The following is a 15138-nucleotide window of genomic DNA, read 5'->3' on the forward strand; positions in this document are numbered from 1 at the left end:
CTGGCGCGGATGGGCGATACTGGCGGCATTCTTTCTTCACTCACCACGCTGGCAAGAGGCAGACATGAGCGATTCCTTCAAGGTGGCGGCGATCCAGATGGTCTCCACCCCCGAGCCATTGCAGAACTTCGATGCGGCCAGCCGCCTGGTGGCGCAGGCAGCGCAGCAGGGCGCGCAACTGGCGCTGCTGCCGGAATACTGGCCCATCATGGGCCTGCACGAGCGCGACAAGCTGGCCCATGCCGAAGCCGATGGCAGCGGTCCCATGCAGGAATGCATGAGCGCCCTGGCGCGCGAGCACCGGCTGTGGCTGGTGGGCGGCACACTGCCGCTGCAGTCGGCGGTTTCCGGCAAGGTGCTCAATACTTCACTGGTCTATGGACCGGATGGCCAGCGGGTGGCGCGTTACGACAAGATCCACTTGTTCAATTTCGTGCGGGGTGAAGAAAACTACGACGAAGCCCGCACCATCGAATACGGCAGCGAAGTGCGCAGCTTCGAGGCACCCTTCGGGCGGGTCGGCTTGTCGGTGTGCTATGACCTGCGCTTCCCGGAGCTGTATCGCGCCATGGGCGAGTGCGCCCTGATCGTGATGCCTGCCGCCTTCACCTATACCACCGGCCGCGCGCACTGGGAGCTGCTGCTGCGCGCGCGTGCCGTCGAAAACCAGTGCTACGTACTGGCCTCGGCGCAGGGCGGGCAGCACGTCAATGGCCGCCGTACCTGGGGCCACAGCATGCTGGTGGATCCCTGGGGCGAGATCGTTTCGGTGCTTCCTGAGGGAGAAGGGCTTGTGATCGGCGACATTGATCCCCATCGTCTACAATACGTTCGAGAAAGCTTGCCGGCGCTACGCCATCGCAAGCTTTGACCTTTTTGCCTTCCGACAAGACGCTATGAAATTATTTGAACCCAACATGGGCGCCCTGCAAGTGGCGCGCGACGTGCTGCTGACTCCCTTCGGCCTGGACGAATCCAAGCTGCTCAAGGCCTTGGGCAGCATGTTCACGCACAAGGTGGACTACGCCGACCTTTACTTCCAGTTCACCAAGAGCGAGGGCTGGAGCCTGGAAGAGGGCATCGTCAAGACCGGCAGCTTTTCCATCGACCAGGGGGTGGGCGTGCGCGCCGTGTCGGGCGACAAAACCGCGTTCTCCTATTCGGACGAGATTTCCGAATCGGCCCTGCTGGATGCCGCAGCCGCTACCCGCACCATCGCCCGCCAGGGCAGTGGCAAGATCAAGGTGGCCGGTGCCATGACGCCGGCCGGCGGCCGCGCGCTGTACCTGCCGCATGATCCGCTGACCTCGCTGGACGCCACGGCCAAGGTGCAACTGCTGGAACGCATCGAACGCATCGCCCGCGCCAAGGACCCGCGCGTCAAGCAGGTCATGGCCAGCCTCTCCGGCGAATACGACGTGGTGCTGGTGGCGCGCGCCGATGGCGTGCTGGCTGCCGATATCCGTCCGCTGGTGCGGGTGTCGGTGACGGTGATCGCCGAACAGAATGGTCGTCGCGAGATGGGCAGCAGCGGTGGCGGCGGACGATATGACTACGGTTATTTCTCCGACACCCTGCTGGAGAAGTATGCTTCCGAAGCGGTGGCCACCGCGCTGGTGAACCTGGATGCGCGCCCGGCCCCGGCCGGTCCCATGACCGTGGTCCTCGGCCCCGGCTGGCCCGGCATCCTGCTGCACGAAGCCATCGGTCACGGCCTGGAAGGGGACTTCAACCGCAAGGGTTCCTCCACCTTCTCCGGCCGCATCGGCGAGCGCGTCGCCGCCAAGGGCGTGACTGTGGTCGATGACGGCACCATTGCCGATCGCCGCGGGTCGCTCAACATCGACGATGAAGGCAATCCGACCCAGTGCACCACGCTGATCGAAGACGGCATCCTGAAGGGCTACATCCAGGACACCATGAATGCCCGCCTGATGAAGATGGACGTCACCGGCAATGCCCGCCGCGAATCCTTCGCCCACCTGCCCATGCCGCGCATGACCAATACCTACATGCTGGGCGGTGACAAGGATCCGGGCGAGATCCTGGCTTCGGTCAAGAATGGCCTGTATGCGGTCAACTTCGGCGGTGGCCAGGTGGATATCACCAACGGCAAGTTCGTCTTCTCGGCCAGCGAGGCCTACATGATCGAGGATGGCAAGATCACCTATCCGGTCAAGGGCGCGACCTTGATCGGCAATGGTCCGGATGTGCTCAACCGCGTCTCCATGATCGGCAATGACATGCGCTTGGATTCGGGTGTCGGCGTGTGCGGCAAGGAAGGCCAGAGCGTGCCGGTCGGGGTGGGGCAGCCGACCTTGCGTCTGGATGGCGTGACCGTGGGCGGAACTGCCTGATCGTTCATCGCTGCATCGTTTCTTGTGAAAACCGCCGGTGTCATTCACCGGCGGTTTTTTCATTTATGCGCCGGGAATATGACTTCCGGTGGTAGGGGAAAACGACGTGGCCAGATCAAATATTCACTTTTTTTGCAGGAAAGCCACAGTTGGCCAGACGATGGGGGGCGGGCAAGGCTTGCGCGAGGCCAGATTTTTTATTGTGTTTTGGTGACAGCGATTGGCTATTTAAGCAATAAATATTCAATAAATATATATTTGACGAATGAAATATGCATTTGCAGCGCAGCATGTCGATTTCGTCTTGTTGCTTGCCAAAGCCCCTGATTTGTAGCACTATGAATGCCTGCTTCACTTAACCCATGACGCCAGACATGTCTTTCGCCCGCGCTTACTTTTATTTTTACTTTAGCTATTCCAGCCCCACGGCGGTGAAAAGCGGTAAGCGTTCGTAAAAAGACAAAACCGATTTCCTAAAAAACCGCCAGTGATGGCGGTTTTTTTTTGGTCAATATTCCAGCTGAATCATTGCAGTACACCAGGAGAAAAAAATGCCGCGCACTGACGATCTTCGCATCCGAGAAATGAAAGAATTGCTCCCCCCCTCGCATCTCATCCGCGAATTCGCCTGCACCGAAAAGGTCGAGCGCACCACCGCTGAAGCCCGCACTGCGCTGCATCGCATCCTGCACGGCCAGGACGACCGCCTGATGGTCGTCATCGGGCCCTGCTCCATCCACGACACCAAGGCCGCCATGGAGTATGCGCGCCGCCTGGTGGTGGAGCGCGAGCGTCACAAGAACGAGCTGGAAATCGTCATGCGCGTGTACTTCGAGAAGCCGCGCACCACGGTGGGCTGGAAGGGTTTGATCAATGACCCGTACATGGACAACAGCTTCCGCATCAACGACGGCCTGCGTGCGGCCCGTGAACTGCTGTTGAACATCAACGACCTGGGCCTGCCGGCAGGTACCGAATTCCTGGACGTGATCAGCCCGCAATACATCGCTGACCTGATCAGCTGGGGTGCCATCGGTGCCCGTACCACCGAGTCGCAGGTGCACCGCGAGCTGGCTTCCGGCCTCTCCTGCCCGGTGGGCTTCAAGAACGGTACCGACGGCAACGTCAAGATCGCCGTGGATGCCATCAAGGCCGCGTCGCAGCCGCACCACTTCCTGTCGGTGACCAAGGGCGGCCACTCGGCCATCGTCTCCACTGCCGGCAACGAGGATTGCCACATTATCCTGCGCGGCGGCAAGCAGCCCAACTATGATGCGCCCAGCGTGGAAGCGGCCTGCCAGGACATCGCCAAGAGCGGCCTGGCAGCGCGCCTGATGATCGACGCTTCGCACGCCAACAGCTCCAAGAAACCGGAAAACCAGATTCCGGTCTGCGCCGACATCGGTCGCCAGGTGGCCGCGGGCGACACCCGCATCGTCGGCGTGATGGTGGAATCTCACTTGGTGGCCGGCCGCCAGGATCTGGTGCCGGGCAAGGAACTGACCTATGGCCAGTCCATCACCGATGGCTGCATCAACTGGGAAGAAAGCCTGCAAGTGCTGCAGGGCCTGGCGGATTCGGTCAAGCAGCGCCGTTTGGTGGGGGATGAGCGGGACGCGGCTTGAGGGGTGTTGTTGAAGAGAGATTGATGCGCCGGTGATTGCTGGCGTGAGGTAGTGAACAAAGCCTTGGTGGGAGCCAGGGCTTTGTTGTTTTCGGCCCGGCATCCTTTGTTCATGACGCTATCCGATCAACTGCCGACAACATAGCGGGCGAGATACAGCAACGCGGTCATCAATATGAGCGTCAGAAGCCTGCCAATTATCTTTTGTGTCGAAATTATTGCGGGTGCTGATGAGTGTAGAGAAACCACGTTAATGTCAGCATGAGGAAAGCCGATGCAATCGACAAGCAAATCAAGATACTGGATGCATGAGGTTTTCCAACGGTGACCGGCAGACTGACTCCCCAAAGAAGTGGCATCGCGGCATAGATTGCAAGTGAAATCCCACGTAGTACGCCAGGGCATGATTCGATACAGACATTGGTATTGGCTAGGATTTCAAATAGCGAAGGGATCAAGTCGAAAAAGTATCCGATCAGAAGTCCGACGCAGAACAGAACAGTCTTTTTCACAGTCACTTCACCTCAAAGAAGAGTATGAGCCTTGACTCTCTGAGGTCAGAGTAAAGGTGAGGCCAAGGCCGATGGATGCCCAGTGTGAATCGTGCGAATGTTTCACATTCTCTGTAATGTCAGCCGAACCAGTCGGCCGTTCTTGAAGATAGCCTACTCTCCATGACGTCAGTCAGCGACCGATGACGTAGCTTGCGATATAGAACAAGCCAGTCATCGACATTAGAGCCAGAAGCCTGACCAACCTTCTAGATATCGAAATACAAGCACGCGCGCTGAACCATCCAGTCACCGCGAAAATAAGTGATGGTGCAAGCAAATAAGTGATCAACAGCGCTGATATCCACCATGGAACCGAGCATAGGTCTATTTCGTGGCAGCTACCCGAGGCAGGTGGCGACAGATTGAACTTCATATATTCAGGCAAGTGGCTACCCGCGAATAGCGCCGCCCACGTTGTCAGAAGTCCAGCGATGAAGAAAGTTAATGACAAGCCAAGACGTTTCATTGGACTTCCCAGAACAGGATTAGTCTTGCCTTGCTCAGATCCGAATAGCCATAGGAGGTGCCGGGGATATGAGCGCTTGAAATGCCAATTCCGCGACCAAGCATGGCGAGGAAGCTCTCCGTCCCAGCAATTGTCATCCGCTTCCCGTTCCACAGATCAATATGTCCGCCGCTTGCATTGCTGGTACTTTGCCCTTCATGCGTCCAATACGCGTGAAACATGATGATCCCCGTACGCCCTTTCACCTTCGATTCCCAATCTTTTCCTGTGACGTCTTCAGGTTGCTTGGGCAAACCGCAGAACGGTTGCAACTTGAGCCATTCGGCAAGTTCATAAGCCCGCACTGCTGCCGGCTTGCCATCCATCATGACACGCCCCAACGCTTTGGCACCTGGCATCGGCTTGACTGTCTTCTGCGAGAAGGAACGCATTTGAATGCCCACTTTGTGAAATGTGGCGCTGACGCGCAAGGCGCACTGGTTGTCGTAGTCCCCTTTATCGTCAGGCCCCGGCTTGAAGGGAGCACCACTCACGTAGTTGTCCCACAGGTCCGAGAATTTAACGGCAGGAACATCAATCTTGCATACTGAGTCCTTGATGGTGTTCGTCCGCACCTTGGCTTGTTGCACCAGTATCTTGCTCATGTTTGCGCCTCTTCCATCTTGATGAGAGCCTCGTCTCCCCAATAAACGACGTATTCATCTTCCCCATAGGTATCAATGCGCGGTAGCTGGCCGTCGGGCTCGGCCCGGCCAGAGAATGTACGCCCGTCCATCGTCTGGACGGTCCAGGGTACGCCTTCAATGGCCTGCGCAATAAGCTGGGGTTGTTCATCGTAGGGGGCTTCGTATTGCTCCGGCTCTTTGATAGGCATCCAAACGCCCTCAGCGTTGAGAAAGTGCTTTTCGGCGATAGCTTCACCGCTTGCATTGCCTACCCCGTCGATATCGTTGAGCGTAGAGTGCAACGGGCATCCAGCACTGGTCTTCATCCCATGAATAACCTGAGCCCGTCCATTGGTGAGCGTAGAGCGCGGAAAACCATCAGCAATGATGCAGTCCTTTCGGCAAGCCACCCGAGCCCCCTGAAAGGCATAAGCCCGGCCATGGCTGCGGCAAGTCTGGTCACCCTCAATTACCGTCCCGCCGCAGGCGGCTTTATCACCATGGCGAATCCACCCGATGATCTTCATGCGCCATCCCCTGTCGGCGCCAGGTAGCCAGCTTGCAGCAGCCCCGGTATGCCGGCATCGTCGGCGTATTCGCGAATTTGTGCCGCGCTTTGCAGACTGCTGGTGATCGTGTCCCCATTGTCGGTCGTGCTGCCGACCATGGCCATCGGATGGCCTTTGCAGGTTAAAGCTGCGCCGGCACCTGAGATGATCCTGCTCTCCGTCCCGTCCTGATATCGCACGATGTCACCGACGCAGGCGATGCGGTGTCCCTTGATGTGCATGCTACTGCTTGCCGTAGCGACTTCCCCGCCAAGCCGCGTGGCCGAACCCAGCGTCGCCAGCGCATGGCTGCCTTTGATGGGTCGTTTATCGATGCCGGCAAGAAAATCGTTTGCCAGGCGTTGTCCGTCAAATTCCTTGTGTTCCATCTTTGCTCCTTCCGTCAGTTGGCAACTGGCCCAAACAGCCCATCAGCGCTCACTTCAAGAGATGCCGATATTTTTGGGTGGAAGGAGTGTAGATTTGGCAGTGCGGAAACCCGCTTGCCCTCAAGCAATCAGCTGCGTTTTCTCGAATACCATCGAGCTGGCGCCAAAAAAAACGCCGGCAAAAGCCGGCGTTGTCGGTACTGCAAAGGCAATGGCCCAGATCAGTCACGGAAGTTGTTGAACTCCAGCGGAATCTCCTTGATCTCCTTGCGCAGCAGCGCCATGGCCGCCTGCAGGTCGTCGCGCTTGGCGCCGGTGATGCGCACGGCGTCGCCCTGGATGCTGGCTTGGACCTTCATCTTGCTGTCCTTGATGACGCGCACGATCTTCTTGGCATCGTCGCTTTCGATGCCGTTCTTCACCTTGATGACCTGCTTGACCTTGTCGCCGCCGATCTTCTCGATCTTGCCTTCGTCCAGGAAACGCACATCGACGTTGCGCTTGGTCATCTTGTTGGTCAGTACGTCGCGCACTTGGCTCAGCTGGAAGTCGGAGTCGGCAAAGGCGGTCAGCTCGCGCTCCTTTTGCTCGACGCGGGCGTCAGTGCCCTTGAAGTCGAAACGGGTGGAAATTTCCTTGTTGGCCTGGTCCACGGCGTTCTTGACTTCCACCAGGTTGGCTTCGCAGACGGTATCGAATGAGGGCATGGCTTGTTCCTTATGTTCTTGCAGCCGGCGAAGGCCGGCGTCTGAGCCGTGATTTTAACGGAGTGAGGCGCCCGCCGCCATCGCCCGGCCGCTGACAGCGTTTTTGCCGAGCGCGGACGATATAATCCCACCCCTATGAGCACTTCTTCACTTCCCGTCCGGCACGACGTTTCCCTGCGCGCCCTCAACACCTTCGGCATCGAGGCCAGTGCCCACGCCTACCTGCCTGTGGAGGGCATCGAGCAGCTGCGCACCTTGCGCCAGGACGCCGGCCTCATGGCCTTGCCCCGGTTGGTCCTGGGCGGCGGCAGCAACCTCCTCCTGACGCAAGACTTCAGCGGATTGGTGCTGCATATGCAGAACCTGGGCATAGACATCGCCGGCGAGGACGACAACTTCATCTACGTGCGCGCCGCCGCCGGGGAGAACTGGCACGCTTTCGTCCAGTGGACGCTGCAACAGGACCTGGGCGGGCTGGAGAATCTTTCACTCATCCCCGGCAGCGTCGGTGCCGCGCCCATCCAGAACATCGGTGCCTACGGCATCGAGATCAAGGACCGCTTCCACAGCCTGCAAGCTTTCGACCTGATCAGCGGCGAGCTGGTGACGCTGGATCGCGAGGCCTGCCGCTTCGGCTACCGCGACAGTGTCTTCAAGCATGCGCTGCGCGACCGCGCCGTGGTCCTTGAAGTGACATTCGCGCTGCCCAAGCGCTGGGAAGCCAACGCCAACTACGCCGACGTGTCCCAGGCCCTGCAGGAGCGCGGCATCACCGAACCCGGTCCGCGTGACATCGCCGAGGCCGTCATCGCCATCCGCACCCGCAAGCTGCCAGACCCCGCCCGGATCGGCAACGCCGGCAGCTTCTTCAAGAACCCCATCGTGCCGGCTCGCCTGCGCGATACCCTGCTGGCGCAATACAGCAACCTGGTCAGCTATCGCGTCGATGACGATCACTACAAGCTGGCCGCCGGCTGGCTGATCGACCGCTGCGGCTGGAAGGGCAAGACCATGGGGCGTGCAGGCGTGTATGAACAGCAGGCCCTGGTGCTGGTCAACCGTGGCGGTGCCACGGGGGCGGAAGTGGCCAGGCTGGCCAAGGCGATTCAGGATGATGTGAAGGAAAAGTTCGGCGTCCAGCTGGAGCCGGAACCGGTCTTCATCTGAGCGCACTCCTGTGTGAAGACGTAAAAAAGCCGTCCGGTATCGCTACCGGACGGCTTTTTATTCAGACGCCGAGAAGATCAGCCGAAGTGGCAGACGTAATCCAGGGTCTCGGTCACTTCGATGTCGAAGCTGGAGTTGCCCGGCACGCTGAAGGTGGTGCCTGCAGCGTAGGTGTTCCAGGCTTCTTCGCCCTTCAGACGCACGCGGCAGCTGCCGCCGTTGATTTCCATGATTTCCGGTGCACCGGTGCTGAAGTTCAGCGTCGAGGGCAGGATCACGCCCAGGGTCTTCTTGGTCCCATCGGCCAGCAGCACGGTGTGCGAGACACACTTGCCGTCGAAGTAGACATTGCCCTTTTTCAGGACGGTGACGTTGTCGAATTGAGTGCTCATCGAATCGCTTCCATTAAACGGTAAAGGTGAATCCAGCAGGAATTACTTTTCGTCCTTGCCCAGCAGCGGCAGCGACACGGCAGTGCTGGAATCCAGCAGGCCGGTGTTCTGGTAGATCGACAGCTTCTGGCGGGTGTCGGCGATGTCCAGGTTGCGCATGGTCAGCTGGCCGATACGGTCGATGGCGGAGAAGCTGCCTTCGCCCTTTTCCATGGTCAGACGTTCCGGGTGGTAGGTCAGGTTGGGCGACTCGGTGTTGAGGATCGAGTAGTCATTGCCGCGACGCAGTTCCACCGTCACTTCGCCGGTGATGGCGCGTGCCACCCAGCGCTGGGCGGTTTCGCGCAGCATGATGGCCTGCGAATCGAACCAGCGACCCTGATACAGCAGGCGGCCCAGCTTGCGGCCGTTGTCGCGGTACTGTTCGATGGTGTCTTCGTTGTGGATGCCGGTGACCAGGCGCTCGTAGGCGATGAACAGCAGGGCCAGGCCCGGGGCTTCGTAGATGCCGCGGCTCTTGGCTTCGATGATGCGGTTCTCGATCTGGTCGCTCATGCCCAGGCCATGGCGGCCACCGATGCGGTTGGCTTCCAGGATCAGCTCGGTCATGCTGGCGAAGGTCTTGCCGTTGAGCGCCACCGGACGGCCTTCTTCGAAGCGCACGGTAACGGTCTCCGCCTTGACTTCCACGTCATCGCGCCAGAACGCCACGCCCATGATGGGCTGCACGATCTTGATGCCGCTGTTCAAGTATTCCAGGTCCTTGGCTTCGTGGGTCGCGCCCAGCATGTTGGAGTCGGTCGAGTAGGCCTTTTCCACCGACATCTTGTAGTCGAAGCCGGACTTGATCATGAACTCGGACATTTCCTTGCGGCCGCCCAGTTCGTCGATGAAGGTGCTGTCCAGCCAGGGCTTGTAGATCTTCAGGTTGGGGTTCACCAGCAGGCCGTAGCGATAGAAGCGCTCGATGTCGTTGCCCTTGTAGGTGCTGCCGTCGCCCCAAATGTCGACGTTGTCTTCACGCATGGCCGACACCAGCATGGTGCCGGTCACGGCACGGCCCAGCGGGGTGGTGTTGAAGTAGGTGATGCCGGCGGTGGAGATGTGGAACGCGCCGCTTTGCAGGGCAGCGATGCCTTCATTGGCCAGTTGTTCACGGCAATCGATCAGGCGTGCCAGTTCGGCACCGTATTGCATGGCCTTCTTGGGGATGGCGTCATAGTCCGGCTCATCCGGCTGGCCCAGGTTGGCGGTGTAGGCGTAGGGGACGGCGCCCTTCTGGCGCATCCAGGTCAGCGCGGCGCTGGTATCGAGGCCGCCGGAGAAGGCGATGCCGACTTTTTGATTGACCGGGACGGATTGCAGGATGTTGGACATGATCTTGACGTTGCGATGAAGTGAAGTGTTGAGCGTGATTCTTGTGCTGGGGGAATGGGCAGCAGGCGGCTTAATCGAAGCGGCCGTGCACCAGGTATTCGAGCAGGGCCTTCTGCACGTGCAGGCGGTTTTCCGCCTCGTCCCAGACCACCGATTGCGGGCCGTCGATTACTTCGGCGGCCACTTCCTCGCCACGGTGCGCGGGCAGGCAGTGCATGAAGAGCGCATCCTTCTTGGCGCGCGACATCTTGGCCTGGTCCACGATCCAGCCATCGAAGGCCTTCAGGCGGGCATTGTTCTCGGCTTCGAAGCCCATGCTGGTCCACACGTCGGTGGTGACCAGGTCGGCATCCTGGCAGGCATCGGCCGGATCGGCGAAGAAGGTGTAATTCGTGTTGCCCGGCGAAACCTGGGCCGGATCGATGTCGTAGCCCTTGGGGGTGGAGACGTTGACGTGGAAGCCAAACACCTCGGCCGCCTGCAGCCACGAATAGAGCATGTTGTTGGCGTCGCCGACCCAGGCCACGATCTTGCCCTGGATGCTGCCGCGATGCTCGATGTAGGTGAAGACATCGGCCAGCACCTGGCAGGGATGCTGCTCGTTGGTCAGGCCGTTGATGACCGGCACGCGCGAATGCTTGGCAAAGCGCTCGATGATCTCCTGGCCGTAGGTGCGGATCATGATGACGTCGCACATGCGTGACATCACCTGCGCCGCATCTTCCACCGGTTCGCCACGGCCAAGCTGGCTGTCGCGGGTGTTGAGGTAGATCGCCGCGCCGCCCATCTGGTGCATGCCGGCTTCGAAGGAGAGGCGGGTGCGGGTCGAGTTCTTTTCGAACACCATCACCAGGGTACGATCGGCCAGCGTGTGATGGGGCTCGTAATTCTTGAACTTACGTTTGATCACACGGGAACGTTCGATCACGTACTCGTATTCATCAAGCGTAAAGTCGGAAAACTGAAGGTAGTGTTTGATTGCCATAAATAAAAACGGCGGCCAGTGTGGCGCCTGCCGCCGATAGTCGTTAACTCCTTAGATTATAAGGGATTCGGCTTAAAAAGATACCCGCAGTACTTGCTGCAAAGAAACTCTCCGGGGTTTCGCTAATTCGGGTCAAAGATGAAGTCCCGCGCACGGCATCGGGGATGCGCTTCGAATTCCTTCGATGCACGTGAAGAAAATTTTCGAAATCCGTATCCAGCTTTTTCGAGGAATGCTCACTAAGTGCGACAAAGAGCCTGATTTCACGTCGCAAATGAGAATTATTACTATTCAGGTGGCTAGAATCCGCAGCTTTCCCTTGCCTGAAAGGAACAGCTGCCATGTCGCACGATTCTTCTTGCCCGCACCCGTTACAGGGTTTGCGCCGGTCTTTTTCTTCATCACGTTCCTCGCCGCCCAAGCTGCGCGCCTTGCCGGCGGCGCTGGTGGCGGCTTTGTTCGCGTTTCCTGTTTCCGCTGCTGCCGCCGAGGCCACGGCCGAGCGCGAGGAGGGCGATGCTGCGCGCCTGCCTGCCGTCGAGGTCCGCAGCCAGCGCAATCTGCACGATCCCCGTCCCGGCCCGCTGGGTAGCGCCACCCGCACCGCCACCGATGTGCGCGAGGTGCCGCAGACGGTGCAGGCGGTCGATGCCGCGCAGGTCAGGGCTTATGGCGGGCGCGGGCTGGCGGCGGCATTGGCCGGGGTGCCAGGCGTCTCCAATGTCTCCGATACGCGCTTCGATGCCTTCCGGCTGCGCGGCTTTTCCAATGCCGGCGATACCCTGCTCGACGGCATGCGCGATGACGCGCAATACGTGCGCAGCCTGGGCAACATTGATCGCATCGAGATCCTCAAGGGCCCGGCCGCCGTGCTCTACGGACGCGGCAGCGGCGGCGGCGTGATCAATCGCATCAGCAAGCAGCCGGAACGTGAAGCCTTCGGTCAGGCCACCGCCATCTGGGGCAGCCGTGGCCAGCAGGGCGGGGCGGTGGACTGGAATCGTCCGCTGGGCGAGCAATGGGGGCTGCGCATCAACGCCGGGCGTGAACACGAAGCCCACTTCCGCCACGACGTCCGCGGCACGCGCCAGTACTTCGCCCCGGCCCTGAAGTGGGAGTCCGGCCGCGACAGCTGGCTGCTGCAGGCGGACTACGATGAATTCGAACGGGTTCCGGATCGCGGCGTACCGGGCCGGGTCACGGCGTTGACGGGCAACGATACGGTTGCAGCCCTTGCCTTGCCGGTGGCGTCGGACCGCGCCTTCTTCGGTGCGGCCGGGCGCGACTTCATCCGCGATACCAGTCTCAGCCTGCGTTCCACCCTCACAAGGTCCATTGCGCCGGACTGGAGCGTGCGGCAGATGGTGAGCGTGTTTGATCTCAACAGCGACTTCGACAATACCTTCGTTACCCAAGGCTACGTCAGCGCCGGCCGCAACCTGGGCAGCGTGCAGCGCAGTCGCTTTCAACAGAACCTGCAGCAGCGCAATGTGCAAGCCAACCTCGAATTGCTCGGCACGCTCAAGAGCGGCCTCTTGCAGCACGAGCTGCTGGCCGGTGCCGAATACGGCTGGCAGAAGCGCGAGCCGCGCTTGTGGATGGCCACTGCGCTGCCCGTCTCGCTGACCGATCCCGAGGTGCGCAACGCCACGCCCCAGCCGCAGCCCTGGCAGATGAACTACCACCGGGTCGATTCCGTGGGCTTGTATGCGCAAGACCAGATCGCCATCGGGGCGCAATGGAAAGTCCTGGCCGGGGTGCGCTGGGATCACTTCGAAGTCGATTCCCGCAGCCGCCTGCGCGACATTCGCATCGAGCGTTCCAGCAACGCCGTGAGCCCGCGCGTGGGCGCGGTATGGGAAGCCCTGCCGGCGCATCACTTCTATGGATCGTGGAGCAAGAGCTATGCGCCGGTGGGCGGCGACGTGATCGGCTTGTCACCGGGGGCGAAGGGCAATGGCAATGACCTGGGACCCCAATTCAGCCGCCAGCTGGAAGCCGGGGTCAAGAGCGACTGGTTCGGGCGCAGGATCAGCACGACGCTGGCCTGGTTCGAACTGGAACTCTACAACCGCACCGTGGCCGACCCGGTGCAGCCGGGCGTGTTCACCCAGAGCGGACTGGAGCGCAATCGCGGCATCGAATTGAGCGTGGCGGGGGAAGTGGCGCGCCACTGGTTCGTGCGCGGCGGCTGGACCCAGCAGAATTCAAGGGTGGTGCGGGCTGAGGCGCAGTATGCGGGCAAGCGAGCGTCCGGGGTCTCGGCGCGCAATGGCAGCTTGTTCGTGTCCTATGCGCCGCCCCTGGGATGGTTTGGCGAGGCGGGCGTGGTGGTGGAGGGCGCGCGCTTTGCCGATCGCGAGAACCTGCTGGAGCTGCCCGGCTACGTGCGCTGGGATGCGCTGCTGGGCTACCGGATGGCGCGCGCCGAATACACGCTGGCCGCCACCAACCTGGCCAACCGGCACTATTACGTCAGTGCCACCGGCGCCACCCAGATCGTGCCGGGGGCACCGCGTGCGGTGGTGTTGACGGCTGCCTACAAGTTCTGAAGAGGGCCAGGTCAGTACAAGGTCTGTGAAGATTCATGCACCAGCTGCGCATACAGCTGGTGGCGCATCCCCGCAATCTCGCCGGCCTGTACCGCCTCCAGCACCGCACAGCCCGGCTCGTTGAGATGGTGGCAGTTGTAGAACCGGCACTTGCCCAGATAGGGGGTGAAGTCGCGGAAGGCGCGTTCCAGCATGCCTTCGGAGAGCTGGTACAGGCCGAACTCCTGGAAGCCCGGCGAATCGATGATGCTGGCTTCCTGCTCCATCTGGTACAGCCGGGTGAAGGTCGTGGTGTGCTTGCCGGTATCGAGGGCGGCCGAGATTTCGCGGGTGGCGATATCGGCGTCCGGGACGATCAGGTTGATGATGGAGGACTTGCCCATGCCCGACTGGCCGATCAGGATGGTGCTCTTGCCGGCCAACAGCGGCATGAAGGCCGCGCGCGTCTCTTCCGGCTGGGCCTTGGCCGAGACCTCGTGCACCGGATAACCCAGGCGCGCATACACCTGCAGGCGTTCACGCGTCTTGGGCAGGGCTTCGGTGATGTCGGTCTTGTTCAGGATCAGGTGCGCCGAGACACCGGCCGATTCGGCCGCCACCAGCGAGCGCGAGACCAGGTCATCCGAAAAGCTCGGTTCGGTCGCCACCACGATGAAGAGTTGATCCACATTGGCCGCCAGCAGCTTGGACTTGTACTGGTCCGAGCGATAAAGCAGGGTGCGCCGTTCGTCGATGCTTTCCACCACGCCCTGGTCGGCCGAGGTACGGGCCAGGCGGATGTGGTCGCCGACCGCCACGTCGCTCTTCTTGCCACGGGTGACGCAATTCAGTTTCTGGTCACCGGCCTGCACCAGATAGTGACGGCCGTGGGCGGCGATCACCAGCCCCTGTTCCAGCTCAGCCTTGTTCGTCGCTGATCCTGCCCTGGCGCTGCGTGCGCCTTGCTTGCGGACTCCCATCAGGCCGGGGCGCGCTGGGCGAAAATGGCGTCGACCTTGGCCGCGCAGATGAAGTCATTGGCCGACAAACCGCCACGGCCTTCATTGACGCTATGGGTATCGAACTTCACGTTGCAGCGGTTGTAGGTGACGGTCAGTTCCGGGTGATGGTCTTCGGCGTGGATGATCCACGCGATCGCGTTGACGAAGGCCAGGGTCTCGTAATAGTTGCCGAAGGCGAAGCTGCGCGCCAGCTTGCCGCCGTCGATCTTCCAGTCGGGCAGGGCGGCCAGGTGGGCGGCGATGGCAGCGTCATCCAGCGCGGCGATGGGCTGGACGCTGCGGGCGGCGGCGAGGGTGCTTGCGGTGATGCTCATGGGGTTCTCCTGCGGCGGGCTGTTTCATTCATCCAGCCCG

Annotated in this window: 14 protein-coding genes; 5 read left to right on the forward strand and 9 right to left on the reverse strand. The window is 60.8% G+C overall.

Annotation, left to right across the window (positions count from 1 at the left end; all coding sequences use genetic code 11):
- Window positions 1-64 precede the first annotated feature (64 nt).
- The 3 genes from E2K99_RS07150 (at window position 65) to aroG (ending at window position 3982) form a co-directional block, all read left to right on the forward strand.
- The gene (locus E2K99_RS07150; RefSeq protein ID WP_134134761.1) at window positions 65-871 is read left to right on the forward strand and encodes a carbon-nitrogen hydrolase family protein; all 807 of its coding nucleotides are present in this window, start codon (window positions 65-67) and stop codon (window positions 869-871) included.
- 25 nt (window positions 872-896) lie between these two features.
- Window positions 897-2357 carry a metalloprotease TldD gene (gene tldD, locus E2K99_RS07155; RefSeq protein WP_134134763.1) on the forward strand — a complete coding sequence of 487 codons (1461 nt, stop codon included), beginning with the start codon at window positions 897-899 and terminating at the stop codon, window positions 2355-2357.
- Window positions 2358-2908: 551 nt separating this feature from the next.
- Window positions 2909-3982, forward strand: coding sequence for a 3-deoxy-7-phosphoheptulonate synthase AroG (aroG, locus tag E2K99_RS07160; RefSeq protein WP_134221791.1), 1074 nt, complete (start codon window positions 2909-2911; stop codon window positions 3980-3982).
- A gap of 1015 nt (window positions 3983-4997) precedes the next feature.
- Here the strand turns inward: aroG and E2K99_RS07165 are convergent.
- The 4 genes from E2K99_RS07165 to E2K99_RS07180 all read right to left on the reverse strand — a co-directional run bounded on the left by E2K99_RS07165 (window position 4998) and on the right by E2K99_RS07180 (window position 7310).
- Window positions 4998-5645 (reverse strand): type VI secretion system amidase effector protein Tae4, encoded by a 648-nt coding sequence (locus E2K99_RS07165; protein ID WP_121038309.1) that lies wholly within the window; start codon window positions 5643-5645, stop codon window positions 4998-5000.
- Window positions 5642-6193, reverse strand: coding sequence for a PAAR domain-containing protein (locus E2K99_RS07170; RefSeq protein ID WP_134221792.1), 552 nt, complete (start codon window positions 6191-6193; stop codon window positions 5642-5644). The genes E2K99_RS07165 and E2K99_RS07170 overlap by 4 nt, the downstream gene beginning before the upstream one ends.
- Window positions 6190-6603 (reverse strand): PAAR domain-containing protein, encoded by a 414-nt coding sequence (locus E2K99_RS07175; RefSeq protein WP_134221793.1) that lies wholly within the window; start codon window positions 6601-6603, stop codon window positions 6190-6192. Before E2K99_RS07175 ends, E2K99_RS07170 begins: the two co-directional genes overlap by 4 nt.
- Window positions 6604-6824: 221 nt before the next feature.
- Window positions 6825-7310: a YajQ family cyclic di-GMP-binding protein gene (locus E2K99_RS07180; protein WP_034333613.1), complete on the reverse strand. Its 486-nt coding sequence runs from the start codon at window positions 7308-7310 to the stop codon at window positions 6825-6827.
- A gap of 135 nt (window positions 7311-7445) precedes the next feature.
- Here E2K99_RS07180 and murB point away from each other — a divergent pair, with 135 nt between their 5' ends.
- Window positions 7446-8477 carry a UDP-N-acetylmuramate dehydrogenase gene (gene murB, locus E2K99_RS07185; protein ID WP_134221794.1) on the forward strand — a complete coding sequence of 344 codons (1032 nt, stop codon included), beginning with the start codon at window positions 7446-7448 and terminating at the stop codon, window positions 8475-8477.
- Between the two features lie 77 nt (window positions 8478-8554).
- Here the strand turns inward: murB and ppnP are convergent, their stop codons facing one another.
- From ppnP to argF, 3 genes are all read right to left on the reverse strand, one after another.
- Entirely contained in the window at window positions 8555-8869 is a 315-nt protein-coding gene (ppnP, locus tag E2K99_RS07190; protein WP_034333616.1) for a pyrimidine/purine nucleoside phosphorylase, read from the reverse strand.
- A 42-nt stretch (window positions 8870-8911) separates the two neighbouring features.
- A complete protein-coding gene (gene argG / locus E2K99_RS07195) occupies window positions 8912-10246 on the reverse strand; it encodes an argininosuccinate synthase (RefSeq protein ID WP_134221795.1) in 1335 nt (444 codons plus the stop codon).
- 70 nt (window positions 10247-10316) lie between these two features.
- On the reverse strand, window positions 10317-11231 hold the full coding sequence (argF, locus tag E2K99_RS07200; protein WP_134221796.1) for an ornithine carbamoyltransferase: 915 nt from the start codon (window positions 11229-11231) through the stop codon (window positions 10317-10319).
- Window positions 11232-11572: 341 nt separating this feature from the next.
- Between argF and E2K99_RS07205 the strand changes: the two genes are divergently transcribed.
- The gene (locus tag E2K99_RS07205) at window positions 11573-13783 is read left to right on the forward strand and encodes a TonB-dependent receptor (protein ID WP_134221797.1); all 2211 of its coding nucleotides are present in this window, start codon (window positions 11573-11575) and stop codon (window positions 13781-13783) included.
- 11 nt (window positions 13784-13794) lie between these two features.
- Here the strand turns inward: E2K99_RS07205 and rsgA are convergent, their stop codons facing one another.
- A complete protein-coding gene (gene rsgA, locus E2K99_RS07210; protein ID WP_134221798.1) occupies window positions 13795-14742 on the reverse strand; it encodes a ribosome small subunit-dependent GTPase A in 948 nt (315 codons plus the stop codon).
- Entirely contained in the window at window positions 14742-15098 is a 357-nt protein-coding gene (locus E2K99_RS07215; RefSeq protein WP_134221799.1) for a 4a-hydroxytetrahydrobiopterin dehydratase, read from the reverse strand. The genes rsgA and E2K99_RS07215 overlap by 1 nt, the downstream gene beginning before the upstream one ends.
- Between the last annotated feature and the right edge of the window lie 40 nt (window positions 15099-15138).

This window comes from Herbaspirillum huttiense, assembly GCF_004367745.1.
Lineage (GTDB): Bacteria > Pseudomonadota > Gammaproteobacteria > Burkholderiales > Burkholderiaceae_D > Herbaspirillum > Herbaspirillum huttiense.